Origin of the sequence: Demequina sediminicola, from assembly GCF_000975055.1 — a bacterium.
Classification (GTDB): Bacteria; Actinomycetota; Actinomycetes; order Actinomycetales; family Demequinaceae; genus Demequina; species Demequina sediminicola.
Genome location: NZ_BBRB01000001.1, coordinates 585,823 through 610,402 on the forward strand (window position 1 = coordinate 585,823; position 24,580 = coordinate 610,402).

At 63.5% G+C, this 24,580-nt stretch carries 20 protein-coding genes; 12 read left to right on the top strand and 8 right to left on the bottom strand.

Annotated features, from left to right (window positions below):
* Positions 1-37 precede the first annotated feature (37 nt).
* Positions 38-592: a TetR/AcrR family transcriptional regulator gene (locus AOP79_RS02760; protein WP_062070200.1), complete on the bottom strand. Its 555-nt coding sequence runs from the start codon at positions 590-592 to the stop codon at positions 38-40.
* A 75-nt stretch (positions 593-667) separates the two neighbouring features.
* On the opposite strand from AOP79_RS02760, the gene AOP79_RS02765 reads away from it, so the two are divergent.
* The 4 genes from AOP79_RS02765 to AOP79_RS02780 all read left to right on the top strand — a co-directional run bounded on the left by AOP79_RS02765 (position 668) and on the right by AOP79_RS02780 (position 4,721).
* Positions 668-1,024 (top strand): DsrE family protein, encoded by a 357-nt coding sequence (locus tag AOP79_RS02765; RefSeq protein WP_062070202.1) that lies wholly within the window; start codon positions 668-670, stop codon positions 1,022-1,024.
* A 288-nt stretch (positions 1,025-1,312) separates the two neighbouring features.
* Entirely contained in the window at positions 1,313-2,404 is a 1,092-nt protein-coding gene (locus AOP79_RS02770) for a thiamine ABC transporter substrate-binding protein (RefSeq protein ID WP_062070204.1), read from the top strand.
* Between the two features lie 23 nt (positions 2,405-2,427).
* Entirely contained in the window at positions 2,428-4,074 is a 1,647-nt protein-coding gene (locus AOP79_RS02775) for an ABC transporter permease (RefSeq protein ID WP_062070206.1), read from the top strand.
* Positions 4,071-4,721, top strand: a complete 651-nt coding sequence (locus AOP79_RS02780; RefSeq protein WP_062070208.1) for an ABC transporter ATP-binding protein — start codon at positions 4,071-4,073, stop codon at positions 4,719-4,721. The genes AOP79_RS02775 and AOP79_RS02780 overlap by 4 nt, the downstream gene beginning before the upstream one ends.
* Positions 4,722-4,828: 107 nt before the next feature.
* Here the strand turns inward: AOP79_RS02780 and AOP79_RS02785 are convergent, their stop codons facing one another.
* A complete protein-coding gene (locus tag AOP79_RS02785) occupies positions 4,829-5,353 on the bottom strand; it encodes a rhodanese-like domain-containing protein (protein ID WP_082093295.1) in 525 nt (174 codons plus the stop codon).
* Positions 5,354-5,437: 84 nt separating this feature from the next.
* Complete coding sequence (locus tag AOP79_RS02790; protein ID WP_062070209.1) at positions 5,438-6,010, bottom strand: hypothetical protein; 573 nt, start codon at positions 6,008-6,010, stop codon at positions 5,438-5,440.
* A 161-nt stretch (positions 6,011-6,171) separates the two neighbouring features.
* Here AOP79_RS02790 and AOP79_RS02795 point away from each other — a divergent pair, with 161 nt between their 5' ends.
* The 7 genes from AOP79_RS02795 (at position 6,172) to AOP79_RS02825 (ending at position 14,255) form a co-directional block, all read left to right on the top strand.
* Positions 6,172-8,256 (top strand): LGFP repeat-containing protein, encoded by a 2,085-nt coding sequence (locus AOP79_RS02795; protein WP_062070211.1) that lies wholly within the window; start codon positions 6,172-6,174, stop codon positions 8,254-8,256.
* 181 nt (positions 8,257-8,437) lie between these two features.
* A complete protein-coding gene (locus AOP79_RS02800) occupies positions 8,438-9,358 on the top strand; it encodes a DUF559 domain-containing protein (protein ID WP_062070213.1) in 921 nt (306 codons plus the stop codon).
* A 507-nt stretch (positions 9,359-9,865) separates the two neighbouring features.
* Positions 9,866-11,743 carry a molecular chaperone DnaK gene (gene dnaK / locus AOP79_RS02805; protein ID WP_062070216.1) on the top strand — a complete coding sequence of 626 codons (1,878 nt, stop codon included), beginning with the start codon at positions 9,866-9,868 and terminating at the stop codon, positions 11,741-11,743.
* A gap of 63 nt (positions 11,744-11,806) precedes the next feature.
* The gene (locus tag AOP79_RS02810; RefSeq protein WP_082093368.1) at positions 11,807-12,370 is read left to right on the top strand and encodes a nucleotide exchange factor GrpE; all 564 of its coding nucleotides are present in this window, start codon (positions 11,807-11,809) and stop codon (positions 12,368-12,370) included.
* Positions 12,371-12,396: 26 nt separating this feature from the next.
* Complete coding sequence (locus AOP79_RS02815) at positions 12,397-13,365, top strand: DnaJ C-terminal domain-containing protein (RefSeq protein ID WP_062070220.1); 969 nt, start codon at positions 12,397-12,399, stop codon at positions 13,363-13,365.
* 49 nt (positions 13,366-13,414) lie between these two features.
* On the top strand, positions 13,415-13,861 hold the full coding sequence (locus AOP79_RS02820; RefSeq protein ID WP_062070223.1) for a heat shock protein transcriptional repressor HspR: 447 nt from the start codon (positions 13,415-13,417) through the stop codon (positions 13,859-13,861).
* Between the two features lie 25 nt (positions 13,862-13,886).
* Entirely contained in the window at positions 13,887-14,255 is a 369-nt protein-coding gene (locus AOP79_RS02825; protein WP_062071028.1) for a VOC family protein, read from the top strand.
* 70 nt (positions 14,256-14,325) lie between these two features.
* Here the strand turns inward: AOP79_RS02825 and AOP79_RS02830 are convergent, their stop codons facing one another.
* Positions 14,326-15,090: a hypothetical protein gene (locus AOP79_RS02830; protein ID WP_062070225.1), complete on the bottom strand. Its 765-nt coding sequence runs from the start codon at positions 15,088-15,090 to the stop codon at positions 14,326-14,328.
* A gap of 170 nt (positions 15,091-15,260) precedes the next feature.
* On the opposite strand from AOP79_RS02830, the gene AOP79_RS11525 reads away from it, so the two are divergent.
* Complete coding sequence (locus tag AOP79_RS11525) at positions 15,261-18,212, top strand: sigma-70 family RNA polymerase sigma factor (RefSeq protein WP_082093296.1); 2,952 nt, start codon at positions 15,261-15,263, stop codon at positions 18,210-18,212.
* A 28-nt stretch (positions 18,213-18,240) separates the two neighbouring features.
* Here the strand turns inward: AOP79_RS11525 and AOP79_RS02840 are convergent, their stop codons facing one another.
* The 4 genes from AOP79_RS02840 to AOP79_RS02855 form a co-directional block, all read right to left on the bottom strand.
* Entirely contained in the window at positions 18,241-18,846 is a 606-nt protein-coding gene (locus tag AOP79_RS02840; protein ID WP_062070227.1) for a DJ-1/PfpI family protein, read from the bottom strand.
* Positions 18,847-18,876: 30 nt separating this feature from the next.
* Complete coding sequence (locus AOP79_RS02845; protein WP_062070229.1) at positions 18,877-20,133, bottom strand: multidrug effflux MFS transporter; 1,257 nt, start codon at positions 20,131-20,133, stop codon at positions 18,877-18,879.
* A 249-nt stretch (positions 20,134-20,382) separates the two neighbouring features.
* Positions 20,383-21,369 (bottom strand): ribonucleotide-diphosphate reductase subunit beta, encoded by a 987-nt coding sequence (locus AOP79_RS02850; protein WP_062070231.1) that lies wholly within the window; start codon positions 21,367-21,369, stop codon positions 20,383-20,385.
* Between the two features lie 29 nt (positions 21,370-21,398).
* Positions 21,399-24,401, bottom strand: coding sequence for a ribonucleoside-diphosphate reductase subunit alpha (locus tag AOP79_RS02855; protein WP_082093297.1), 3,003 nt, complete (start codon positions 24,399-24,401; stop codon positions 21,399-21,401).
* Positions 24,402-24,580 lie beyond the last annotated feature (179 nt).

Consider the following 24,580-nt stretch of genomic DNA (forward strand, 5'->3'; position numbering starts at 1 on the left):
CGGACGGCCGCGATTGAGCCTTGCGAGAGCGACGCGATCACACGGTCGCGAGCGCCACGGCAGAGGCCCGCGCTCGCTTCACTGGCACCGATGTGCCTGCGGCTTTAGCGGCGATGGTTGCGCCGTCATAGAGCATGGCAATGGTCTCCGCCACGGGCTCGTCGCCGGTAATCCCAGTGAGGTGAGCCACGAGGTCGGCCGAGTGCTCTCGAACCACCTCCATCGCTTCCGCGTTCCCCGGGACTTCAATCGCGGCCTTGGCAAACGGGCAGCCGTGAAAGCGCTCGGCCTCGATGTCACCGAGGAGCGCATCGAAGATCGCAGCTACGCGCGCGCCGTCGGTTGCGCTGGGGTCGTCGTTTGCCGCGAGCCGCTCGCGAGAGCCGCGGAGCTTTCCACGGAGATACTCGGCAACGAGCTGATCCTTGCTACGGAAGTTGTTGTAGAGCGTGGCTTTGGTCACGCCGGCCTTCGTGGCAACCGCATCGACACCCGTGGTGTTGATGCCCTGCGCATAAAACAGTTCACCTGCGGCGTCCAGTAGGCGCTCGCGTGCACTCCCCCTGGGGGTCGAAGCGGTGTCGGCGGCCATGACTTGACTATACCGATCGGTACATCTAGAGTCCAACTATACCGACCGGTATGTTCACCAACGAAAGGACACCTCATGTCTGACAACAAGATTGCAGTCGTCATCTACGAGCCCGACTCTGGCGACCTCTCACGCGTCTTCCGTGGCCTCAAGGTGGCGTCCGAGTTCAAGTCCGCAGGCGACGACGTCGTCGTGGTCTTCGACGGCTCCGGCGTGGAATCCCTCGCCGCACTGAGCAACTCCGACCACAAGCTCCACGCTCTCCTTGAGTCCCTCCGCGACAACGTGCACGGAGCCTGCGCCTACTGCGCCAACGGCCACGGCGTGAAGGACCAGATCGAGGCTGCTGGCTACGCACTGAAGGCTGACGCCGACGGAGAGGTCAGCATCCGCGACCTCGTCAACGACGGCCGCCAGGTACTCAACTACTAACCAGGTGCTCAACTAACCAGCAGCACCTCTCAGCGACGAGGTACTGCCTCGGCGCGCTCGATTGAACGGCCGGTCCGCCCGCATTTCGATGCGGACGGGCCGGCCGTTGTTGCGCGCTATGCTGGCCAGACACGACAGGGGAGTGCTTCGCCCAACCGATCGCAGCATCGGCTAGACGAAATAGAGCGCTGAGAGTGCGGAACCGCCGCAGACCCTCGAACCTGATCCGGATCATGCCGGTGGAGGAAGTCGAGACTCGTCCCCTCCTTTTACCTGGGAGGTTCACCCATGCGCACCTTGCGCACCACGGCCATCGCGGCCCTATCCATGTCCACACTTGCCCTCGCGGCATGCTCGACCGACTCCACCGACGCCGACACATCGCCCACGGAGAGCACCTCGGCTACCGCAGCCGCCAAGGCCGACTTCACCGGACAAGAAGTCACGGTCGTCACACACGACTCCTTCGCTGTCCCCGACGACGTCCTTGCCGCATTTGAGGACGAGACCGGCCTGACTGTCGAGTTTGCGGCCCCGGGCGACGCAGGCAGCCTCGTCAACCAACTGGTCCTCACCAAGGATGCGCCGCTCGGCGACGTGGTCTTTGGCATCGACAACTCCTTCGCCTCGCGCGCCATTGAGGAAGGCGTGCTCGCGGACTACACCTCTGAGGTTCCCGCCGCAGCAGACGCAGCCGCGTACGCGATCCCCGGATCCGAAGCACTCACGGCCATCGACTACTCGGACGTCTGCCTCAACTACGACATCGCCGCGTTCGAAGGCGACGTCGAGCTCCCCACGGAGCTCGCGGATCTCACCGACCCCGCCTACGCAGGGATGCTGTCCGTCACCAACCCCGCCACCTCCTCCCCCGGCCTCGCCTTTGTGCTCGCTACCGTCGCTGAGTTCGGCGATGACTGGGAGCAGTACTGGACGGACCTTGCCGCCAACGACGTACGCGTCACCGCATCGTGGTCGGACACCTATTACACGGACTTCTCCGCCCCCAACTACGGCGGCGACTACCCGCTGGTGCTGTCGTACGCATCGTCCCCGCCCTACGAGGTCATTGACGACGAGCCCACCACGGCCGCGCTGCTCGACACCTGCTTCCGTCAGGTCGAATACGCCGGTGTCCTTGAAGGCGCTCGCAACCCCGAGGCTGGCCAGGCAGTGATCGACTGGATGCTGTCGGACGACTTCCAGGCAGCAATCCCAGAGAACATGTACGTCTACCCCGTCTCCGAGCAGATTGAGGTCCCCGCCGAGTGGGCCGAATACGCTCCCCTCGCTGAGGACCCGCACACCCTCGACCCAGAAGAAATCGCCGCCAACCGCGACGAATGGATCGAGACCTGGAACAGCATCGTCCTGGGCTAATCCCCCACGACTGAAGCCGGGGAATGCCAGTGCACGCCCGCCACTCACGCCGCCACCTCCTGTGGTGGTCTGTGGCCGCGCTCCCACTGGCATTCCTCGGCATTTTCTTTTTCTGGCCGCTCATCACAGTTCTGGTGCGCGGCCTGTGGGATGGGGGCTTCGACTGGCCCGGCACCTGGGCCGTCGTGGTGGATCCGCGCACAGTCGACGCAGTGCTCACCACCGCGGGGCTCGCGACACTGGGCACGCTGGGCTCGCTCGCGCTCGGCATCCCCGGCGCGTATGTGCTGTACCGCCTCCGCTGGCGCGGCCAGGCAACGGTGCGAGGCATTGCGTCCGTGCCATTTGTGCTCCCCACAATCGTGGTCGCCACCGCATTCACCGCGCTGTTTGGCCGTTCCGGGCCTCTAGGTTTTCTGGGCTGGGACCAGACCGTCTGGGCGATCGCACTCGCGATGGTCTTCTACAACACGTCGGTGGTGTTGCGCATTGTGGGCGGGACATGGGCGGCGCTTGATCCGCGGACGGCCGATGCCGCACGCACCCTGGGTGCCAACCGACGCCAAGCGTTCACTCACGTCACGCTCCCGGCTCTTGTGCCTGCAATCGCGTCAGCGGCCTCGGTGGTGTTCCTTTTTTGCGCCACGGCGTTTGGCATTGTCCTCGTCATGGGCGGTACGCGGATCAATACGCTCGAGACGGAGATCTGGCTGCAGGTCAACCAGTTCCTCGACATGCGGGCAGCTGCCGTCCTGGCCATTCTGCAACTGCTCTTTGTGATCGGGATTCTGGCGGCCTCCGCCTGGGCACGCCGCCGCCGCGAGCGCGTCCTGGGGACACGCACTGTCGACGGCACCCGAGCCGCACAGCGCCGCGACCTCGCCCTGACCATCCCCGTGCTGACGGTGCTGGGACTCCTGATGGCCGCCCCGCTGTTCGCCCTCATTGAACGGTCACTGCGCACTCCAGACGGCTACAGCTTTGACTACTACGCCGCCTTGTTCACTGACCCACCCGCCGCGGTGCTCCCCGTGAGTGTGTGGCAGGCAACACTGAACTCGTTGACCACCGCCGCCATTGCAGCCGTGGTCGCCACCGGACTCGGGCTCATCGTGGCGTCGCTCCTTGCACGGCGCGGCCGGAGGGCGGCGGTACTCGATGCACTCGTCATGATGCCGTTGGGCGTCAGCGCCGTCGTCGTGGGTCTAGGAATGCTGCTGACTTTGAACCGTGTGGTGTTGGGCGTGGACCTGCGCGGCTCCTGGTGGCTAGTTCCCATGGCACAAGCTGTGGTCGCACTACCGCTCGTGGTCCGCACCCTCGTGCCGCCCGCGAAAGCCATCGACCCCCGCATGAAAGCCGCCGCGCGCACTCTTGGCGCAGGACCCACCCGGGAATGGGCCACCGTTGAATGGCCACTCCTGCGACGCCCGTTTGGGCTCGCACTCGGGTTCGCCTTCGCCATCTCCATGGGCGAGTTCGGCGCAACCTCGTTCGTCGCCCGCCCCGACCGACCCACCTTGCCAACAGCGATCTACCGGCTCCTCGGCAGACCCGGGCCCGAAAACATCGGCATGGCGTTCGCCGCCGCCGTGCTGCTTGCAGTGTTGACCGCGTCCGTGATGATGGTCTCGGAGCGTATGCGCACCCAAATAGGAGGAGACCTATGAGTGGCCTTCAGGTATCCGATCTGACCGTCAAGTACGGCGGCGCACACCCCGTGACAGCCGTGGACGGCGTGTCGCTCGACGTCACGGCCGGTGAGACCGTCGCCCTGCTTGGCCCCTCTGGTTGCGGCAAGTCCTCTTTGCTCGGAGCCATCGTGGGCATCGTGGACGTTGCGTCCGGCGCCATCACCTGGGACGGCGACGATGTCACCGAGGTCCCCGTGCATCGGCGCAACTTCGGCCTGGTCTTCCAAGACGGACAACTCTTCCCCCACCGCTCGGTCGCCCGCAACATCGGCTTCGGGTTAGAGATGGAGGGCCTACCGCTAGACGCACGGCGCGAACGCGTTGAGGAGATGTTGACGCTGGTGGGGCTCGAAGGCTACGGCTCACGCGCCGTCACCGATCTCTCCGGCGGACAGCGTCAGCGGGTGGCGCTCGCACGATCGTTGGCCCCGCGACCACGACTGCTTGCACTCGACGAGCCGCTCTCCGCACTCGATGCGGACTTGCGCGGGCGCCTCGCCGTTGAGGTCCGCGACATCCTGGCAGCGGCCGGCACCACCGCCATCGTCGTCACACACGACCCCTCCGAAGCCGACGTCATGGCATCACGCGTGCTCCGCATGGAGGAAGGACAACTGGTCTAGCGCCTCCCGCGCGCTACCGGTTGCCGCCTCCCGCGCGCCAGCGGTGGCTTAGTGCCCAAAATCCCCCGATGTGAACACTGAGACACCGCTAGCGCACATGCGCGAGGTCAGCAGTCGCAGGCGATCCGTCCAGTACCCCCGCCCAGAGCCGCTGCCCCCGGCGTGACCAGTCCAGCCCCAGCATCGTCCCTCTGCAGGGTTACGGGCGCCGTCAACGGGTCGGGCGCACGGGTAGCGTCCACGGCCACTTCATGACCATGCTCGTCTGCCACCACACGGTCCACGTCGAACCCTTCGCGAGCCCAGTACTCGAACCCGCCAATCATCTCTTTCACCGCGTAACCGAGCTCAGAAATGATCAGGCCCGCACGGGTGGCGCCATTACAACCTGGACCCCAGCAGTACACAACGAACCGTGTGCCAATGGGGTACTCGGGGATACGCGACGCCATCTCTGGCTTGGGCATGTGGACGGCACCGCGGGCGTGCCCCTGCTTCCACGCATGCTCGTTCCGGGTGTCGACGAAGACAAAGTCTGCAGTGCCGCCCTCGAGAGCGGCAGCAACGTCGGACGGGTCCGTCTCAAAGGCGAGCTTGGAGCGGAAGTGTGCCGCAGCATCGGCTGTATTCATAGGGCCGATGCTAGTTGTTCAGTATCGGTGCCAGAGGGGCCAAAGTGGCTGGTTCTGGCCACCTGCCGCGGATGATGCGCGCCGTTAGTCGACCTGGGTTGACACTGCCACGTCCTTGAAGTCCGCCAAGACCTCAGGTGACAACGCCTCTTCGGAGATCAGACGCCCCACCACTGTGACGTCGGGGGCAAAGATATAGAAGACCGCTTCTCCCCGATCGGGTCCGTACTCGGCCATATCCGAGGACACGACGAGGACTTCATAGCCCTGATCACTGGTGAGCACCTCATGGTCAAGTTCCGCGCCCTCGTCGATCGAGGCACCCAGCACCTGCTCGTAATACTCAGAAGCAGTCAAGCGGGGTTCGCGCGGTGCGACACGTTCAAGAGTCACATCGTGCTCAACACCGCCTGGCACCTCGACAATCCACGATCCCTCTGCGCCCTCGTTGCCCTCCACATCACTGGACGCGGTGGGTTCCGGCGAAGGCTCCCAGTCCTCGGGAACTATCGCCACCACACTTGCCTCCGGAGCAGGGGCAATGCTCTCTTGCCACGATGTCGTCTCAGAGTTATCGGGATCCGCATCAGTGCTTCCCGTGCATCCCGTCGCCACCAAAACGAGCCCGGCCAGACTTGCCCCAACCCAACGTGTCAACGGAATTCCTCCTCGATATGAGATTCAGCACAACTTTCGCACACGCGCCGCGTGATGCAGACGCGACACCTTACAACGCTTATCCTTACCCAATCACTGCCCAGAACCTTTTTTGGGCCATTTCGTGTCACGGCGGCATTGCTGCCATTTGAGAGGTATGCATGTTTCGAACGATTGCGCGCCGCGTTTCGCTCCTCGGCGTCATGATCGCGATGGCTGTGGCAGGTATGGCTCCCGCGGCCAACGCCCAGCTCAACGGCGATGACTTCGACCCCGGATTCATCATCTCTGATGCCGACTTCTTTGCCGGCTCGGCAATGTCGTCTTCGCAAGTGCAAGCCTTCCTCAACGCCAAGGTGCCCGAGTGCGCCAGCGGGTACGTCTGCCTGAAGGACTACCGCCAACACACCCCCAACATTCCTGCAGACAACTACTGCGATGGATACAGCGGCCGGTCCAACGAGTCCGCGGCGACAATCATCGCGAGGGTGGGTCAGTCCTGCGGTGTCTCGCAGAAGGTCCTTCTTGTCCTCATGCAAAAGGAAATGAGCCTCGTCACGCACACGTGGCCCAGTAGTTGGCGTTATGACAAAGCGACAGGATTTGCATGCCCTGACACGGCGCCCTGCGATTCCACCTATGGCGGATTCATTTACCAGCTGTTCTATGCGGCACGTCAATACCAGCTCTACGCCGCTTTTCCTGACCGCTACCGCCACCAGGCAGGCACCACTGAGAACGTCTACTGGCACCCGAACGCAAGCTGCGGAACCGGCAAGGTCTACATCGTCAACCAGGCAACCGCTGGTCTCTACAACTACACGCCGTACCAGCCGAACGCTGCAGCACTAAACAACCTTTACGGAACGGGCAACAGCTGCTCCTCCTACGGAAACCGTAACTTCTGGCGCATCTACACCGAGTGGTTCGGCGACTCTCAGGGTGGCGGTCACGAAGACATCGCCCTCCACTGGAAGGCCAACAGCTGGCTCGGAAGCCCCACCTCCAGCATCACCGAGTACGACTACAACGGCGGAGGCCTGGTTCAGGGCTACGCGAACGGCGCAATCACGTGGACCTCGTCGTCCGGCGCTGCGACACTGTCCGGCGCAATCCGCACGTACTACGGCTCACACTCGGGAGTCCGCGGAGACTTTGGATGGCCGGCCGATGACCCGGTCACCAGCAGCGTTTCCGGCGGCGGTACTGCACAGGAGTTCGACAACGCCTCCATTTGGGAGTCGCCGGCCGGAGTGTTCCACTCTGAAGGAAGCCTGCGCACTGCCTACAAGCGCTACAACTCTTACAAAGGTGGCTTGGGTTGGCCTACCAGCAACGCCTACACGGACTCCACCACCGGCTTTGCTGCCCAGAACTTCCAAAACGGAACGATGCTGACGAGCGGCTCGAAGTATGGATGGACTCGTACGGCAGACATTCCGGCCTTGGTCTCGATGGGTGCCTTCACCGGTAGCCTCGGCTGGCCCGCGGGTGATGTGAACTCCACGACCGCTTCCGGTGGCGGAACAGTCCAGGCCTTCACCGGCGGCGCCGTCACACGTGCAAAGAACTCGTCACAGATGTTCCTTCTCACTGGCGACTTGCGTAGCGCGTTTGGTGATGAAGGCGGACTGGGCGGCGAACTCGGTTGGCCCACCAGCAACGCCTACACCGAAACCGCCACCGGCTTTGCTGCCCAGGACTTCCAGGGCGGAACGCTCCTGATCGACGGCTCCAAGTCCGCCATCGTGGACCCTGCAGACCTACCCGAACTGGTCAACCTCGGCGCCTTCACCGGTTCCCTGGGATGGCCAGCCGGACCGGTCAACACCAACACCTCCTCCGGAGGCGGAACAGTCCAGGCCTTCACCGGCGGCGCCGTCACCCAAGCCAACGGCTCCGACTCGAAGTACTACATCACCGGAACCCTGCGCACCGCATTCGGTAAGACCGGCGGACTCGCAGGCGAACTCGGCTGGCCCACAAGCAACGCCTACACCGAAACCGCCACCGGCTTTGCTGCCCAGGACTTCCAAGGCGGAACGCTCACGCTGACGCCTGAAGGTGCAGTGATGACTCCGGTGGCCGCGGCGGCGTCGCGTTCGGCATCTCCTGATTCGGATGTGTCAGACCAGAAGGCATCTCCGAGCCCCTCGCCTAGCGCGAGCTCGTCGGCGAGCCCGAGCCCGTCGTCGGCGCTCAGCCCGTCTCCGTCGGCGAGCCCAAGTGTGAGCCCGAAGCCTTAGGCCTCTGCAGCCTCACCCTGATCCGCTGAGAGTCCCTACGGGGACCCTCAGCGGTTGCTAGCGGTGTCTGAGTGCCCAATCGGGCAGCATCTGGGCACTCAGGGACCGCTAGCGCGCGAGCACTATCCACAGATGCTCGTGACTCTTACCGTTGCACAGGAGCGCTCACTTCACTGGGTGCATGAGACTTCTCCCTAGGCTCACCTTGCAGGACGCACCGCTGGCGGACTTTCTCGGCGCAAATTGCCACGCATTCACCCGCGGGGAGCTGATTACTGGCTGGTCGCGGCGCCAGCTCGATGCCTGCCTACGCGACGGGCTGTGCGTCAGGATCGCTCCCGGCGTCTACGCGGCGACAACCCACGCAAACGCGCCGGCGGTTCGCGGCGAGGCACTCGCACTGTGGCAACCGCGAGCCCTCGTCACCGGGTCGCTCGCGCTGCACTTGGCAGACAATCGGATCAGCCATCGCAACCGCGCAGACCTCATCCTGGCAGCGAACACTCACCGGATCGGCCCGGGTTGGGCTCAACTCCATCGCACGGGGCCGGTCAGGATCCGCACCGACCATGACGGCGTCCCCTGCGTGACGGCAGAGAGGGCGCTCCTTGATGCCTGGCGCTACGCGCTCCGTCCACAGCGGCGCGACGTTGTGTGGGAAGCACTCTGGACGCGGGTCTGCACCTGGCGGCAATTGGCTCGGGAACTCGATCGCGCCGAACGGGTTGCCGGCCGGCGAGATTTGGAGCGGATGCTCGGATGGTTTGAGGGCGGAGCGACCACGCCGTTGGAGGTGCGCGCTCAGCATGAGGTGTTCACGGGGCCGCAGTTTCGTGGCTTCGAATGGCAGGCAGCGGTGAGCGCGGGATCCAGGAGGGCGGTGGTGGACATGCTTCACAGGGGCGCTTGTGTTGCAGTGGAACTGGATGGCGACCGGTATCACTCAACACGCGAGGCTCGCGACGCTGACCGCGAGCGGCAGACTGATCTTGCTGCGGCGGGACTTGTGGTGCTCCGCTTTGGGTGGAACGACATTGCCGGGCGGCCTGAGTGGTGCCGCGAGAAGGTTCTGGAGGTACTCGCGCGGCGATCTGTTGCGTGACAGGAGTCTGCGAGGGTGGCAGGGACGTTCGCGTGGGTGACAGGGACGTTCGCGTGCGTGACAGGGACGTTCGCGTGCGTCGCAGCGGTGGCTGAGTGCCCATTAGCGGGTCCGGCGAGCACTCAGGCACCGCCAGCGCGTGGAGAGCCGATGCTGGGGCTGGGCCTACCGGGCGGCGGTAGGTGGGCGGGGACTGCGTCGCAGCGGTGGCTGAGTGCCCAATAGAGGGTCCGACGAGCACTCAGGCACCGCCAGCGCGTAGAGAGGGCCGATGCTGGGGCGGCGGTAGGTGGGCGCGTCGTGCCGTGTCGAGCCGAGGGCGTGCCGGACCTCACAAATTCGCCTACGGCAGAAGTTGAGCAGGGTTCACTCAACTTTCACGTTTTCCACTTGACATCCCCGCCGGGGCGTGGATACTTGAGTGTAGGCGGCTCAACTTTGACGAAGCCGGCACCAATTCACGGCGCGACCTCCCGGCCACGCCTCACGAACCAAGGAGGACATTCAATGTCACGTGCAGTAGGTATTGACTTGGGAACCACGAACTCCGTGGTGACCGTTCTTGAAGGTGGCGAGCCCACCGTCATCGCAAACGCCGAGGGCGCACGCACCACCCCGTCGGTGGTCGCATTCTCGAAGACCGGCGAAGTTCTGGTGGGCGAGATCGCGAAGCGCCAGGCCGTCACCAACATCGACCGCACGATCACCTCCGTCAAGCGCCACATGGGCACTGACTGGTCCAAGGAGATCGACGGCAAGAAGTACTCCGCACAGGAGATTTCCGCTCGTATCCTCGGCAAGCTCAAGCGTGACGCCGAGGAGTACTTGGGCGAGAAGGTCACTGAAGCAGTCATCACTGTTCCCGCGTACTTCAACGACGCCGAGCGTCAGGCCACCAAGGACGCCGGTGAGATCGCAGGCCTCAAGGTCCAGCGCATCGTCAACGAGCCCACCGCGGCAGCACTCGCATACGGCCTCGACAAGGGCAAGGAAGACGAGCTCATTCTGGTCTTCGACCTCGGTGGCGGTACGTTCGACGTCTCACTCCTCGAGGTGGGCAAGGACGAGGACGACTTCTCGACCATTCAGGTCCGCGCCACCGCCGGTGACAACCGCCTCGGTGGAGACGACTGGGACAGCCGCGTTGTCGACTTCCTGATCAAGGAAGTCAAGAACAGCGAGGGCGTTGACCTGTCGAAGGACAAGGCCGCTGTGCAGCGTCTGCGTGAAGCAGCCGAGCAGGCCAAGAAGGAACTGTCCTCGGCCACCAGTACCAACATTTCGCTCCAGTACCTGAGCATCGGCGAGAACGGCCCTGTCCACATGGACACCCGCCTGACCCGTGCGAAGTTCCAGGAACTCACCGAGGACCTGATCGAGCGCACCAAGGCTCCGTTCCAGCAGGTCATCAAGGACGCTGGCATCCAGTTGTCCGAGATTGACCACGTGGTTCTCGTGGGTGGCTCGACCCGTATGCCTGCTGTCACCGACGTGGTCAAGGACCTCACCGGTGGCCGCGAGCCCAACAAGGGCGTGAACCCCGACGAGGTTGTCGCCGTGGGTGCAGCGCTGCAGGCCGGTGTCATCTCCGGTGAGCGCAAGGACGTGCTGCTCATTGACGTCACTCCCCTGAGCCTCGGCATCGAGACCAAGGGCGGCGTCATGACCAGCCTGATCGAGCGCAACACCGCGATCCCGACCAAGTCGTCTGAGGTCTTCTCGACCGCCGATGACAACCAGCCATCCGTGCTGGTGCAGGTCTACCAGGGTGAGCGCCAGTTTGCTCGCGACAACAAGCTCCTCGGAACCTTTGAGTTGGGCGGCATCGCACCGGCTCCTCGTGGAGTTCCGCAGATCGAGGTCACGTTCGACATCGACGCCAACGGCATTGTGCACGTGGGCGCCAAGGATCGCGGCACCGGTAAGGAGCAGTCCATCACCGTGACCGGCGGCTCGGCCCTGTCCAAGGAAGACATCGAGCAGATGGTCAAGGACGCTGAAGAGCACGAGGCCGAGGACAAGGCACGTCGCGAAGCACAGGAGACTCGCAACAACGCGGAGACCTTCGCTTACTCGACCGAGAAGATCTTGTCCGAGAACGAGGACAAGGTTCCTGCCGACGTTGCTGAAGACGTCAAGGGCGCGATCGCTGAAGTGAAGACCGCTCTCGAAGGCGACGACGACGAAGCCGTGAAGACTGCGCACGACTCCCTCGTGGAGAAGGCACAGAAGATCGGCGAGGCCGTGTACGCCGCTCAGCAGGCCGAGGAAGCAGCCGGCGACGGCGCTCCCGCAGGCGATGAGTCCGCACAGGAGTCCTCTGACGAGGACGTGGTGGACGCTGAGATCGTCGACGACGAGACCGACGAGAACGACAAGAAGTAACAACCCGACTGCGGAGGGCCGATGCACATCGGCCCTCCGCTACGGTCGCTCACGGAGGCCAACATGACAGACCAGAACCCCACACCCGAACAGGGTGATGACCAGGATCCACTCGCTGAGGCAGAGTCGATCATCAACGAGGCAGCACAGCGTGCGGAAGCCGCTGGCGAGGCCGTCGAGGCCGAGGTCGCTGATCTCGAAAGCGCGGCGGAACTGCGTGCCGCCGAGCACCTCGCTGACCTGCAACGCCTTCAGGCGGAGTACGTCAACTACCGCAAGCGCGTCGATCGCGACCGGGAGGCCGCCAGTGGACTCGCGACCACGAAGGTCGTCGAATCTCTCATTCCGATCCTCGACGACATTGCCGCAGCACGCGAGCACGGCGAACTCGACGAGGGCCCATTCGCGTCGATCGCGAACAAGCTCGAGGAGACGCTCGGCCGTCTGGGTTGGGAAAGTTACGGAGCCGTGGGCGACGAGTTCGACCCTCAACTTCACGAGGCTTTGACCTCCCAGCCGTCGACCGAGGTCGAGGTTCCCACCGTGCAACTGGTGGCACAGCCCGGCCACCGTATCGGTGACCGTGTGGTCCGCCCCGCACGAGTCATCGTTGCCCAACCTGAATAACACCACCCACGAAAGGAGGCGCTCGCATGTCGAGTCAGGATTGGTTCACTAAGGACTTTTACAAGACGTTGGGCGTCTCCAAGGACGCGTCACAAGACGAGGTCAAGAAGGCGTACCGCAAACTCGCCCGCGATCTCCACCCGGACCGTAACCCCGGCGACTCTGCCTCCGAGCAGAAGTTCAAAGAGGTGGGCGAGGCGTACGGCGTTCTGTCTGACAAAGAACAACGTCAACAGTACGATGCCGTTCGCGCCATGGGAGGCGGAGGCCCGCGCTTCCAGGCCGGTGGGCCCGGAGGTCAAGGCGGCGCTGGGTTCGAGGACGCGTTCTCGAACATGTTCGGTGGCGGGGGCCGTGGCGCGGGAGGAACCGGCCAGCAATACCGTGCCCAGGGCTTCGAAGACATGCTGTCCAACATGTTTGGCGGTGGATTCCAGCGCGGACCACAAAAGGGCACCGACGTTGCCGCAGCCACGGAAGTCAGTTTCCGTCAAGCCGCACAGGGCGAGACCGTTTCGCTGCGCACCTCCACCGGCACCATCAACACCCGCCTGCCAGTCGGCGTCTCCAGCGGCAAGAAGATCCGTATCGCAGGCAAGGGCCGGCCTGGCACCAACGGCGGACCTGCCGGTGACCTGATCCTGACGGTCCACGTCGCCAAGCACCCGGTGTTCACCATGGACGGCAACAATCTGCGGATGTCCCTGCCCGTGACGTTTGATGAGGCTGCGCTCGGTGCCACGGTGGAAGTGCCCACACTCGAAGGCGACCGCGTGAAGGTCAAGGTACCGAGCGGCACTACCTCGGGCACGACGCTGCGGGTCAAGGGCCGCGGACTGCAAGCAAAGTCCGGCACCGGCGACCTCTTAGTCACGGTCCACGTCGACGTCCCCCGCAAACTGGGCCGCAAAGCTAAAGAAGCACTCCAAGCGTTTGCACTGGCATCGTCAAAACACGATCCTCGCTCACGCCTCTACGACGACGCAGCCAAGTAGCAATACCGTGGGACTACAGGCTCACTGACGAGGCTTAAGGAGGACTGCCGTGCAACAACCCGACGTCGACGAACCGGTCTTTCTGATCTCGGCTGCCGCGGAACTCGCCGGCATGCACGCTCAAACCCTCCGTCAATACGACCGCATGGGGTTAGTCGTCGCCCGCCGGCGAGCCGGTGGAGGACGCCGCTACTCGTTGCGCGATGTGGCCGTGCTTCGCGAGATCCAGCGCATGAGCCAGGAAGAGGGCATCAACCTCGCCGGCATCAAGCGCATCCTGGACCTTCAGCACAAGGTTGACCGTCTCACCGCTGAAGTAGAAAAGTTGCGCCCCCGCGCCGACACCGGCTCACGGGTCTTTACCTCAGGCCCCGCCGGGCACGTGGTCATCGTGGAACGCGGACGCCGTGTCCGCCGCAACGAGGGACGCTCCATGGTGCTGTGGCGCGATGTCGGGCAAGACGACGACGGTCGCGGGGAGATCCCGCGCGCCTGAAAAGTCGGAGCGCTACCGTGAGTTCATGGCCGACTCCGAGAACCCTCACACCCACCACGCACCGGACTATGTCGAGATACCGGCAACAGATCTCGAGGCATCCGCACAGTTCTATCGAGACGCATTCGGGTGGCGTTTGACGGCCTACGGTCCCGGGTACTACGGATACACGTGCGCCGATGGCAAGGAACACGGCGGCATCTCCCAGGTAGGGGAAGTCAAGCCGGGAGGAGCACTCGTGGTGCTGTTCTCGCGCGACCTCGAGGCATCACTTCAGGACGTGGTGAACGCCGGCGGCACCATCAGCCACCCCATCTTCGACTTCCCAGGTGGTAGGCGCTTCCACTTCATGGATCCCAGTGGCCTCGAACTCGCCGTGTGGGGTCTGCCGTAATCCATCGACCAAAAAAGAAGTCCGGTACCGCCCTCAGCTCGGTACCGGACCTCTCGTGTTTCTCACCTCGTTAGCGCTGAAATCCCTCAATAACGGCGGGAACGAAAGAGTGAGTTTCTGGCAGCGATTCCACCCACACACGAGGTGGCTGTCGCAGCAAGTCATCGACGCGCATCTGCACTGCGCGATCAGAAATGTGATTCCGGAGTTCAGCGAGGCCCTCGCCGAGAGCATCGTCCCTCGCTACCAAGACGGCGTAGAGACCGTTGCCCAAGCGAGCGATAGGGAAACCAGGGCCGTACGCCCCGAGGAGCGCGTCACCGATGGCGGCATTGCGCGTCATCCGCTTCCACGGATCCGCATCTCCAGTGCTGACATCAACCATGATGAGCGCATGCGTGCGCGGTACGCGAGTCCCTTCGCGAGCGGCGGCGCCATACACCTCGGCAAGGCGCTGTACGAGGTATTCACTCGTACCCAAACCAGACTCGGCGTCCTTCATCGCGGGCGGCCCCGTCACGTCGGGCGAGCCCTCGGTCCAGCCCTGGCACAGTGCCCTGACGAAAGAGACAGGAGCGGATCCGTATCCGGCCGATTCAAACAGGACGCCCACATCGTCAATGGCTTCTGTAATCCCCACACCAGCAGCAGCGCGAGCCTGACCCAAGCGATACACCGCAGGCGCGGCGTCAAGGTTCGCTGCAAGCGCCTCAGTCACGGCTTCCGCAGCAGGCGTATACCAATCACCGGGGCGCAACCAGACCCGATCCATGCTCGCCGACTCCCAGCGACGCAGCAACACATTGCCGGCCGTCGGAGCTTCAAGGTGACTCATACACAATGAGACGGCCTGGTCCCCGGCCTATGACGCGGTTTCACAAGAAACTTTTCACAACACCCACGCGGCAGGTGTGAGCAATTGGGCAGACCAAAGCCTTGCTTTCACAGGTATAGCCAGGAAGCATAGGGGTTTAACTGTATTTGTAGGCGAGAAAGGCTGTCCCCATGAGCTCCGAAGCGATCGCGATATGGACGGAAACGTCCAGCGATCCTGAGCTGATCGCTGGTGTGCGCGCCGGCGATCCGGGTGCCTTTGGCGTGCTCTACGAACGTCACGTGGATGCCGCCCGCAAGGTCGCGACGCAGTACACCAACTCCCCCTCCGACGTCGATGACGTGGTGTCCGAGTCGTTCTCCCGCATCCTGCGCGCGTTGCAGCGGGGAGATGGCCCGGACCTCGCATTCCGCGCTTACCTCTTCACCATCGTCCGCCGCACAGGCATGGACATCATCAACAAGGGGATCCGCACCAAGCCACGCGACGACATGTCGCCCTACGAGGCCGCCCTGGGCCACGAAGCGTCCTCCGACGAGCCCGCATTGGCCGGCTTTGAACAGTCGATGGTGGCCGACGCATTCCGTTCCCTTCCCGAGCGTTGGCAAGCCGTTCTCTGGTACACCGAGGTCGAGAAGAAAAGCCCGAAGGAAATCGCCCCGCTGCTGGGACTGAGCGCCAACGGCACGGCCGCGCTCGCCTACCGCGCACGCGAAGCACTGCGTCAGGCATACCTGCAGGAGCACCTCAATACGTCCGACGAGATTGGCTGCATGGAAGCCAACTCTCAGCTCGGCACTTATGTACGTGGCGGACTTTCCAAGCGTGAACACCAGCGTGTAGATGACCACGTGAACCAGTGCGCGCGATGCGCCGCTCTGGTGGTCGAGCTTCAGGACGTCAACCGCGGCATGCGCGCCGTCATTGCTCCCCTCATGCTCGGCACGATCGGCATGGGCGCGCTCCAGGGTGGCCTACCTATTGGAGGCGCTTGGGGCCCAGGCGGCGCAGCTGCAGGCTCGGGTTCCGCGGCCACTGCTGGCGGTGGGGTCGCCGCGACGACGGGCACCGGCGTGCTCAACAGCTTTGGTGCTGCAGGCATCATGGGCACCCTCACACAACTCGCGCTCCCCACTGCGGCCGTCGTAGGCGCGGGCGCACTCGTGTTCGGTGGGGTTCAACTCTTAGGGTCGAACGGCGACGTTTCCAATGACAGCGCACTTACGGACGGTGAGCCAGACAAGATCGTGCACGTGCTCGGCGATGACGAGTTCCCAGCAGACGGCAACGGCGACTCCGCCAGCACGGATGCTGGCACGGATACCGCCAGCGACGCCTCAACCGATGCCGATGAGAACGATGCCGCCAGCGACGCTATCGGCAACGACACGTCCCCCGGCGGCGCTACGGGCCCCGGCTCAACGCAGGGCGGCTCAGCATACGTGCCCGGTTTCGGAACCCACAGTGGTGCCAATACGAATAGCGGCGCCGGAACGAACAGTGGCTCTGGCATCGTCCCTAACTCGGAACCAGACGGCGCCACGGGCGGCTCAGGTACGGGCAGCGACTCCTCTACACCAGGCGACAACTCTGAAACCCCAGACACAGGCACCAGCACGGGACCAGACCCCGCACCTCAGCCAGATCCTGACCCGGACCCGACCACCGACCCGACCGCGGACCCCGCCCCCGTCCCTCGCGACGCGTTGCGAATCAGCCGTTCTAGCCTCGACTTCCTCGAGATTCCACGAGACGCTCCAAGCATCGCTATGGAACTGTCGAACATCTCCTCCGTCTCCGTGGATGACGTCACCGCATCAATCAAGCTTCCCGATGGCCTGACCTTCGGCCTCGGAGGCGGCGGCGGTGGCAACGTCGCCGGCGATAGCGTTGCGCTCCAACGCAGCGTCTCAGCAGCGACCGCAGCAACGTTCGCAGTTGGCGACTGGGACTGCACCCTGTCAACGGATTCACAAACCGCGCTGTGCACCTCACCCCAGGTCGCTGCCGGCACCACGACAAGCCTCGACTTCCCCATCGGCATCACTGCCGATGAACTGGCGGCCGATGCCGCAACCCTGTTCACGGTCAATGCAGGCGACGTGAGCGACACCTACTCGCTCCGTACCGGCCTGCGCACCACCGACGATGACCTCGACGACGGCTTCGAAGATCAGGGCGGCCTCGCCGTCTCCCACTTCGGTGCACCCCTCATGGGATGTGAGCCTGAAACCGACAGATGCGACGAGACCATGGGTAGCAGCACACACCCCAACTCTGTCCTGGCCATCGACAACAACGCGGTCGCCATGGTGCCTCTACGTGACCTCGATGACCAACGCAACGGCGGCACCACCACTGTCGAACTCCCCGAAGGCGCAGTCGTGACTCACGCCATCCTCGAATGGTCCGCCAACCGTCACGCACCCGGTACCGGCAACTCCTCGCGATACGGCGACGACTCCTGGGATGGCGCACTTGATTCGGCACTTCTCCGTGTGCCAGGCGGCGACTTCGCCCAGGTCGAAGGCGTCGAAGTCGAACTCATCAATCAGGGAGGGCGTGAGTACTATCGCTCGCGCGCCGACGTCACCGCGCTCGTCGAAGCCGCAGGCGACGGCGACTACTCACTCGCAGACGTGGCACAGGCCGCATCGCAACTCGACGACGTTCCCACCTACTACTCGGGCTTCGCGCTCACCATCGTCTACGAGGACCCCGCAGTCCCCGCCACCACAGCCGTCAAGCTGCTCGAAGGCCCCCACTGGGTGTCGACGTCCGCACCCGTGCAGCGTGCGCTAGAAACCCAAAACGCCGCCGACGTGACCGTCTCATGGACAGCATTCGAGACGGATTATGGCAACCGCGGCGACTCCGTCAAGGTCGACCGCACAGCGTTGACCCCGCTGCGCGGTGATTCGCTCGGATCCTCGAACAACGCCGGCGACTCCTTCGCCAATGGCTCGGTGTTCGCCAACTCGCTCGGCACCGACGCGAAGAGCTTCTCCCCCATTCACGTTGAAGCTGGCTCACACACAGTGACCGTGGCCACCTCCGGGGACAACTTCTTTGTCGGCACACTCGCGATCACCATCGCGCCCGAATCGACTGAAGCACCCTAGAAGCCTCGCGGGCGGTCGGGCCTGTGGGCTAGCGCGCGGGGCGCGGACTCCAGTCCATATCGAGCTGACGTGCTGTGGCGGTGGCAAGTTCTTCATCCACGAGGCGGCTCACCACGTGAAGCGCCATGTGAATCCCTGACGTCAAACCACCGCTGGTGATGACATCGCCTGCATCAACCCAACGCACTCCCGCGACGGACTCGGAAACGTTCTCTTCCGCGAGGCCGTCAACATCCTCCCAGTGCGAGGTGGCAGGAAGACCCTGCAACGCTCCAGCTCGTGCGAACAAGAATGACCCCGTGCACACCGACGTTGGCAACACCGATTCCGCTGCAAGGTGCCGCACGGCCGCAAGCAAAGGCTCATTCGACAGCGCCACACCCAGGTCAATAGTGCCCGGGACCACAAGGACGTCGAGATCACTGACGGTGTTGGTGTCGACCAACTGCGTGAGCGTCATGCCACCAAACGCCGTGACGTCCTTGCCGCCCGGGCTCATCATGACGACCTCGAATGGTGCTTCCATACCGGCGCGTTCACGCAGTCGCGATGCCGTGAGGAACACCTCATACGGCCCGCCAGCATCGATCAGGTCAAAGTCGTCAAAGACCAAAATTCCCACGCGCAGTGTCATGGCCCAAGCCTATGACCTTCAGCGGTGCTGCTAGACGATGACGGCGCTGGTAGTGCGCGGACGCACCACGAACCACAGTGACGCAGCACCGATGAGGAGCGCACCGATCATGACGGTCGCCATCGAGAGCGCGGACATGCCGAGCACACCGATCAGTGGCGTCACAGCACCAGCAACGACGTTGTTGCCGGCACCGATCAGCGATGCGGCGGTGCCGGCCTCGGCACCGTGACCGTTGAGTGCCATCACCTGGACGGATGGCATCACCAGTCCGAGCGGCGGCACAATGAAGAACAGCGGCACGATGACGCCGATGAGGCCTACGTCCACGATGGAGCAGATCGCCAATGCGATAGCGCCGAGCGTCATGAGCGTGATGCCAATACCGGCGACGGCTCGTGGTGCGAGGACACGCATGAGCCGGCTCGCGATTTGCGTGCAGGCAATCTGTCCGGCGGCATTGATGCCGAAGATCACACCGAACTGCTGCGCCGAGACGCCGTACTGATCCTGGAGGACGAATGACGAGGAGGACAGGTAGCTGAACAGGGCCGTGAATCCCATGGCGCCCACGATGGCGATTCCCACGAAGGCGCCGTCTCCGAGCAAACGTCGATAGCGTCGGGCGACTTCGCCCATGGTCTGCTTGCCGCGCATGTGGGCTGGACGGGTCTCGTGGAGTGCGAACTTTGCCACCAGCAACATCAGCACACCGTAGGCGGCGAGGACCACGAAGATTTCGCGCCAGTCGACGACCCGCAGCAGTTGCGAGCCGATGACGGGTGCGATGACCGGGGCAACGCCGGTCACGAGCGCCATGTTGGCGAGCATTCGAATGAGCGCTTGGCCGTGGAACATGTCGCGCACCATAGCCATCGCGACGACGGCACCACCTGCAGCGCCGATGCCTTGGAACACGCGTGCCACCATGACCCACTCGACGGTAGGTGCGAACACCACTGCGAGCGACGCGAGGACGTGGACTGACGTGGCGATCAGCAGGGGCCGCTTCCGGCCAACGGCGTCGGAGAGCGGTCCCACAATGAGCTGGCCCAGCCCGAAACCGATCATGGTCGCGGTGAGCGTCATTTGGATTGCCGCGTCAGAGGCTTGAAGGTCTGCCGCGACGGTGGGGAAAGCCGGGAGGTACAGGTCGACGGTGAATGGCCCGAGGGCGATGAGTGCACCGAGGATCAGCACGTACGCCAGTCGGCGTCGTTTGGTGATTCCGCCCGGGTTGGTGACGGGAACGTCAACGCTGGGGGCGACCTGCGTGGGGGCAGACAAAGGGCACACTCTTTCGAGAAGAAGGGAACATCATCGGTTTGCGTCGGCCGGTCTCGGCTCGAGGGGGACTCCTGTGCCAACGCTGTTGCTGCTCAGTCTAATCCCGACCAGTTGGTAAAAAGTACCTTGACTTGCTCTTGCCTCGCCTATGGCGAGCCGGCCGGGTGCTGGTTGGTGAAACGCAACGCAGCGAGGGGCCCCAGCATGATGCTGGGGCCCCTCGCTGCGTTGCGTCTGCGCTGGTGTGCGCTACTTCTTGGTGGCCTGTGCGTTGACCTCGTAGGAGGTGTTGGTGGCTTCGAAGAAGTTCACCAACTGCAGGGTGTCGTTGGCGGTGGCCATCCACTTGGCGGGGTTGGACACGTTGTAGTGCGCTTCGAAACCGAGCTCTTCCAGGCGGCGGTCTGCGAGGTATCGCACGTACTGGTTCACATAGTCGGCGTTGAGGCCGAGGATGCCCTTGGGCAGGAGGTCGTGGTTGTACTTCTCTTCCATCTCCACGGCGCCCAGGATCATCTGGCGAATCTCTTCGGCGAATTCTGGGTCCTGCAGGTCTTCGTTTTCTTCGAGGACAGTCAGGATCAGGTTGATGCCGAACTGGAGGTGCAGTGACTCGTCACGGATCACCCAGTCCATGAGCGATCCGAAGTTGCGCAGCAGGTTTCGCTGGCGGAACGAGAGCGCCACCATGAAGCCTGAGTAGAACCAGATGCCTTCAAGGATGACGTTGTAGGCCACGAGGTTGCGGACGAAGTCCTTCTTGCCCTCGGTGGTGGAGATGTCGAGCGTCTCCTCCGTCATGCGCTTGATGAACTTGACCTCGAACTCTTCCTTGGCCGCCATCGAAGGCACGGTCACGTGGGACTCGTAGGCTGCTTCGCGGTCCAGCGGGAACGTCTCAAGGACGTACTCGAAGGACATGCAGTGGTTCGCTTCTTCCCACATCTGCTTGGCCAAGTACAGGTGGCACTCGGGGGCGTTGATGTACGGGTACACGCCAAAGGCGAGTGCCTTGTTGACGAGCAGCTCGTTGGGGTTGAAGTAGGACATCAGGAAGGTGACGGCGTGCTTTTCTTCGTCCGTCATCTTCTTGAAGTCTGCGAGGTCTTCACCCAACTGGATCTCGTTGGGGAACCACGTGTTGGCTACGGCCTGGTTGTACAGGTCGTATGCCCACGGGTAGGTGATGGGCTTGAGGAGCAGCCCGTCCTGAATGCCGGTGCCAAGAATTGCCATGACTGTGCGTTCCTTTTCCGTCTGCCGACTTACTGGCAGGACTCACATTGAAGAGCTTCCATCGGGTCTACTGGGCAGGCGACGCCGTCGACAACCTCCGTGTCTCCGATGGTCACTACAGAGGGGCCAGCGACGCTTGCTGCTGCGGCAGGAGCAGCGCTTACTGACTCAGGCTCTGGGTTCGTTGCCGGCAGAGACGTCGGCGGGACCTCGGGCTGCTGCTGCGGCGGAGTGGCCAAAGCAGCGGGCGCGGCTGCGGGAGCGGCGGCAACAGCGCCGAATCCCTTGCGGGGAGCCGATGCTGTGGCTGGCGCCGAGGCGGGAGCAGGCGCTGCGCTCTCAGCGGCGGGAGCAGCAACGGGTGCTGCTTCTGCCTCTACTGCTGCGGAGGGTGCCGACGCTGCGGGTGCCGAGGCGGTCGCTGGCGCGGCAGCCTTTGCTGCACCGAAGCCCTTGCGAGCACCAAAGCCACGTCGCGACGGGCCACCTGCTGCTGCGCCCGTGCCGGAGCCGGATGCCTTGTTGAGCTTTTCCGTCTTGTTGACGCGCACCGTGGACTGCTCCGCGGTGTGGCGGGGCTTCATGTGCAGGTAGTAGGTGGTCTTGACGCCACGCTCCCACGCGGAGGTGTAGAGGTCCATCATGTTGTCTACGTCGCGGTCTGCGAGGTAGATGTTGCGGCTGATGGCCTGGTCGATCCACTTCTGCGCACGCGCTGCGACCTCGATGAAGGCGTAGGGCGAGAGCTGGAAGGACGTCTTGTAGACCTCCTGGAGGTGTGCCGGAACGTTGTCGAGTTGCGACAGGTCGCCCTGTGCTTCAAGAAGGCTGTCACGGGTCTCTTCCCAGATACCAAGTTCCTGCAGGTCTCGAACCAGGTTGCGGTTGACCTCGAGGAACTTACCCGAGGAGGTTGCGCGGGAGAAGATCTGTGAGAACTGGGGGTCGAAGCCTGGCGTGGTGCCAGCGACAAGACCGATCGATGCGGTGGGAGCGACTGCCATCAGCGTGGCGTTGCGGATGCCGCCCTTGACCTTTTCGCGGAGCACGTCCCAGTCGTGACGCATGGTGCGGTTGACCTTGATTTCGACGCCACGGTCGGCCTCCGTCGTGGCGATGGTGTCGAACGGCACCATGCCCTTGGACCAGCCGGAGCCTTCGAAGTTGCTGTAGGAGCCGCGCTCACGGGCGAGATCTGCGGAGGCGTCGATCGCGTGGTACGACACGAACTCCATGATCTCGTCGATGAGGTCGTAGCCCTCTTCAGACTCGTAGGCCATGCCCAGGCGCTCGGTGAGGTCCGTGTAGCCCATAACGCCCAGACCGATGGCCCGGTTCTCACGGTTGGCGAACTCGGATTCAGGCACGGAGGACAGCGTGATGTCGACGAGGTTGTCGAGCTGACGCACTGCGAGGCGCACTGACTTCTCCATGCGGTCCCAGTCGATCTTGCCGTCGACGAGGTGGGTGGAGAGGTTGACCGATGCCAGGTTGCAGACTGCGATGTTCTCGCGGTCCTGCGGTAGGCAGATCTCGGTGCACAGGTTGGACAGGTGGATGGTGCCGGTGTTGGTGTTCAGGGCACGGTTGTTGATGGTGTCCTTCCACGTCAGCCAGGGGTGCGACGTGGTCTGCAGCATGATGAGGATCGACTTGTACTGCTCGCGTGCCTTCATCTTCTTGAAGGAGCGAATCTTGCCGGCCTCAGCCTGCTGCACGTAGTGCGCGTAGCGAGCGGAGAACTCGGAGCCGGTCAGTTCAACGAGGTCGGGTGCCTCGGCGGGGTCGAAGAGGTACCAGTCGTCGTCTGCCTGGACGCGCTTCATGAACTCGTCCGAGATCCATACTGCGGTGTTCGCGGTACGGGTACGGCGGTAGGGGTCACCGGAGTTCTGGCGCAGGTCGAGGAACTGCGCGAAGTCCATGTGCCAGTTCTCCATGTAGAAGCACAGGGCGCCGAACTTCTTGCCACCGCGGGACACTGCGCGCAGCGTCGAGTCGATGGTGTGCATGAAGGGGATGGGGCCGGTCGAGGTGGTGTTGTTCGACTTGATCGGCGAGCCTTCGGAGCGCAGTTTGGTGACTGACAGGCCGATGCCGCCGGTGCCCTTGGTGAGCCACATGACGTCGCGCACGGACTTAGCGATGTGCTCGATGTCGTCTTCCATCTGCATCACGAAGCAGTTGGAGAGCTGCGGGTACGAGGTTCCTGCGTTCACCAGCGTGGAACCGGCGGGCAGGTAGTCGAGGCGCGAGATCTTTTCGTAGAAGGAGATTGCGGCCTCGGTGGGGTTGGCCTCGTTGAGCGACAGGCCCATGGAGACACGCATCCAGAAGTACTGGGGAACCTCAAGCGCCTTACCGTGCAGATCCGTGATCATGTAGCGGTTGCGCATGGTGACGGTGCCGATGTACTTGAGCAGGTCGTCACGCTCGTGGTCGAGGGCTGCTGCGAGTGCGTCGAGGTCGAAGATCTGCTCGAGACGCGTATCCAGGAGTCCTTCTTCGACGGCGTCGCGGATGTAGCCGGGGAAGCGTGCCTGGTGCAGGAGTGCGAGTTCCAGGTTGGTTTCGTAGCCGCCTAGGACGCGCTTGTAGATGACCTTGCGCAGCAGGCGGGCAGCGATGACATCGAAGCCCGGGTCGTCCTTAACGTTCTGGATGGCGACACCGATGGCTGCTTCATCGAGCTGCTCGGTGGTGATGCCGTCGAAGAGCGTGATCGCGAGCTCGGAGGCCACCTGGGTGACCATGGAGATGCGGTCATCCAGACCTTCGGCTGCACGCTCGATCGCCTTGTTAATGCGGTCTGCGTTGTAGGGCTCACGCGTGCCATCGCGCTTAGTGACATGAATGCCGGTGCGGGACGGATTTGCCTCTGCGACCGCCTCAGCAACAGCGGCGCCATTGACGCTGTTCTGAGCGGTGTTCTCCGTAATCGTCACGATTCTCCCCTCGCTTGCGAGCGACGTTTGCGACCCCGTGAAGGTCGCGGTTAGTACATGGGCTTTGGTGCCTCCGACCGGGGTCATGCACGTCCTTGTGAGACGTGCCTGCCAACTTCGGGGGTGTGTTCACAGTAACGCACCACACCCCGGCTAGCAACTAGATATAGGGGTGTGTTTTCGGTCGAGACCCTACATCTTGTGGTGCTGTGGAGAAACCTGTGAACTTCCTGTGGATACATCGGCGTGTCCTCCACAGCCACGCG

Coding starts and splice junctions, on each gene's coding strand:
- AOP79_RS02760 (WP_062070200.1), bottom strand. CDS start 592: ATGGCCGCCGACACCGCTTCGACCCCCAGGGGGAGTGCACGCGAGCGC.
- AOP79_RS02765 (WP_062070202.1), top strand. CDS start 668: ATGTCTGACAACAAGATTGCAGTCGTCATCTACGAGCCCGACTCTGGC.
- AOP79_RS02770 (WP_062070204.1), top strand. CDS start 1,313: ATGCGCACCTTGCGCACCACGGCCATCGCGGCCCTATCCATGTCCACA.
- AOP79_RS02775 (WP_062070206.1), top strand. CDS start 2,428: ATGCCAGTGCACGCCCGCCACTCACGCCGCCACCTCCTGTGGTGGTCT.
- AOP79_RS02780 (WP_062070208.1), top strand. CDS start 4,071: ATGAGTGGCCTTCAGGTATCCGATCTGACCGTCAAGTACGGCGGCGCA.
- AOP79_RS02785 (WP_082093295.1), bottom strand. CDS start 5,353: ATGAATACAGCCGATGCTGCGGCACACTTCCGCTCCAAGCTCGCCTTT.
- AOP79_RS02795 (WP_062070211.1), top strand. CDS start 6,172: ATGTTTCGAACGATTGCGCGCCGCGTTTCGCTCCTCGGCGTCATGATC.
- AOP79_RS02800 (WP_062070213.1), top strand. CDS start 8,438: ATGAGACTTCTCCCTAGGCTCACCTTGCAGGACGCACCGCTGGCGGAC.
- dnaK (WP_062070216.1), top strand. CDS start 9,866: ATGTCACGTGCAGTAGGTATTGACTTGGGAACCACGAACTCCGTGGTG.
- AOP79_RS02810 (WP_082093368.1), top strand. CDS start 11,807: ATGACAGACCAGAACCCCACACCCGAACAGGGTGATGACCAGGATCCA.
- AOP79_RS02815 (WP_062070220.1), top strand. CDS start 12,397: ATGTCGAGTCAGGATTGGTTCACTAAGGACTTTTACAAGACGTTGGGC.
- AOP79_RS02825 (WP_062071028.1), top strand. CDS start 13,887: ATGGCCGACTCCGAGAACCCTCACACCCACCACGCACCGGACTATGTC.
- AOP79_RS02830 (WP_062070225.1), bottom strand. CDS start 15,090: ATGAGTCACCTTGAAGCTCCGACGGCCGGCAATGTGTTGCTGCGTCGC.
- AOP79_RS11525 (WP_082093296.1), top strand. CDS start 15,261: ATGAGCTCCGAAGCGATCGCGATATGGACGGAAACGTCCAGCGATCCT.
- AOP79_RS02840 (WP_062070227.1), bottom strand. CDS start 18,846: ATGACACTGCGCGTGGGAATTTTGGTCTTTGACGACTTTGACCTGATC.
- AOP79_RS02850 (WP_062070231.1), bottom strand. CDS start 21,369: ATGGCAATTCTTGGCACCGGCATTCAGGACGGGCTGCTCCTCAAGCCC.
- AOP79_RS02855 (WP_082093297.1), bottom strand. CDS start 24,401: ATGACCCCGGTCGGAGGCACCAAAGCCCATGTACTAACCGCGACCTTC.